At 35.0% G+C, this 2250-nt stretch carries 1 pseudogene; it reads left to right on the forward strand.

What is annotated here, in order from left to right:
• Positions 1-139: 139 nt before the first annotated feature.
• Positions 140-2250, forward strand: a pseudogene (locus HU235_RS22510) (lamin tail domain-containing protein); the annotation flags it as partial.

Raw genomic sequence — 2250 nt, forward strand, 5'->3', positions numbered from 1 at the left:
ACATACTCACACTATAAAATGTTTATTGGTTCGCATAACTTAGGATGTTAGATTGGAGGATTGATAGAAAAAATAAACATAGTCAGAAAGTAATTTTTTTCTACAAAAATATAGCTTATTTTTATAGGAGAGGTGAAAAATGATTCGGAAAGTACTATCTATTAGTCTATCAATACTATTACTTATAACACCATTTGCAAATGTAGGCCATGCAATTCAGAATGAGGATATTCAAACTCAAGTGAAAACGAATCAAGAAATGCCATTCGTTTTTACTGAAGTGTACCCGAATGATAAGGCAAATCCTCATATTGAGGGTGCTGGAGATAACGATCTTTTTGAATTTATTGAAATCTATAATCAAACAGATGAACAAGTAGATTTTAACGAGCAATATAAAATACGATATGATTACATAACAAATCAAAAGGATTTAATTGTATCTGGAACAGATCAAGCAGTTAACAGTGAAATTGTCATACCCGCAAATAGCTCCGCCGTTTTATGGGTAGAACGTACAAGCAGTAAAATTACTGGAGCTGCAGCAAATCTAACAGAACAGGATTTTAGAAAATACCACAATATCCCAGAAAATGTACCTGTGTATATGCTAAAGGGTCAGGATGGACTTAACAATAGTGATCGCGGTTTTTATATTACATCCAAACATGACAACAATCAGATAATTAGTCATATACACTATACAGCAGAAGACGTTGGTGATGGGTTAAGCTACCATACAATGCTAGCGAATGATCATGCAACTGTTGGATCATTTTTGAAAAAAGCAAAACCTTCTGCTGGAGTTGTTTTATCTGAACAGCTACAACCAGCGATTAATGAAGAGCCAACAATTTCTCATCAGCCAATACAGGAAATAAAACAAGGTAACGATTTGCAAATCCAAGCAACAATTTCTGACAAAAACTTAGATCCCTTAACTGCTAAGCTGTCCTATAAACTAAATGATAATGAATTCAAAACAGTCGATTTAATAGAAGGAACTGATGGAATTTACACCTATACAATCCCTTCAACTGAATTACATGGAGAAACACTCCAATATTATTTTGAAGTCAGCGATAGCAAAGTGTTAAAAAAGTCAGAAACGTTTACCGTTAAGATAGTTCCATCCGAACAGCCTGAGCAGCCGGATAACCCAGAATTACCTGAAGTACCTCAAGAGCCTCAAGAACCCGAACAACCAGAGCAACCTCAAGAACCAGAGCAACCTGAACAACCAGAGCAAGATGAAAAATTCCCAATTATGATTACTGAGGTTTACCCGAATGATAAATCAAATAGCCATATTAATGGGGCAGGAGAAAATGATTTATTTGAATTTATAGAAATCTATAACGCAAGTGAAAATGATTTAGACTTTAATTCCACATATAACCTAAGATATAACTATGTTTCAAACACGAAACAATTAAAGGTCACTGCAGTGGATGATGCAACAAATGAGAACGTAATTATTCCAGCAAAAAGCTCAGCTGTCTTATGGATTGAACGCACGAGCACAGCTATTACAGGTGACGCTGCAAATCTTACTGAAGCTGATTTTAGAAAGTACCATAACATTCCTGAAAATATTCACGTTTTTATGGCAAGAGGTCAGGATGGACTTGCAAATAATGACCGCGGCTTCCTTATAACAGATAAGCTGAACGATACGATTATGAATGAAGTATTTTACACAAGTGACGATGTTGCTGATGGAAAAAGCCTTCAAACAAGGGTTCCTAAGACTGGTACTTTATTAGATGCACTGCATAAAAAGTCGTCTCCTACACCAGGTATCATATTAGATGAACAGCTTGTTCCAACGACAAACAAGGAACCTGTCATTACACATAGCCCAGTTTCAGTAATTGATCGTACAGAAAATTTAACAATTATGACAAGTGTAGATGATGCAGATCGTGATCCATTAACAGTAAACCTATTTTACCGCTTAAATTCATATAGTGAATTTACTGAAGTGCCAATGGAAATAGGAGAAAACGGACAATATTATTATACAGTTCCGAGTGAACAATTCGTTTCAAGTCCAATCGAATATTATATCGAAGCAAGCGATCAAGAATCATCGGTTACTTCAGAATATTTCCATGTAAAAATTGAAGGGTTTGAAGAAAAGGAAGAAACACCTAACATTTTAATTACAGAATTAGTACCTAATCCATCAGGTGATTATCGAAAAGGAAGCGGAAATCAATACGAATTTTTGGAGATATATAATAATTC

Origin of the sequence: Metabacillus niabensis, assembly GCF_902829255.1 — a bacterium.
GTDB lineage: Bacteria > Bacillota > Bacilli > Bacillales > Bacillaceae > Metabacillus > Metabacillus niabensis.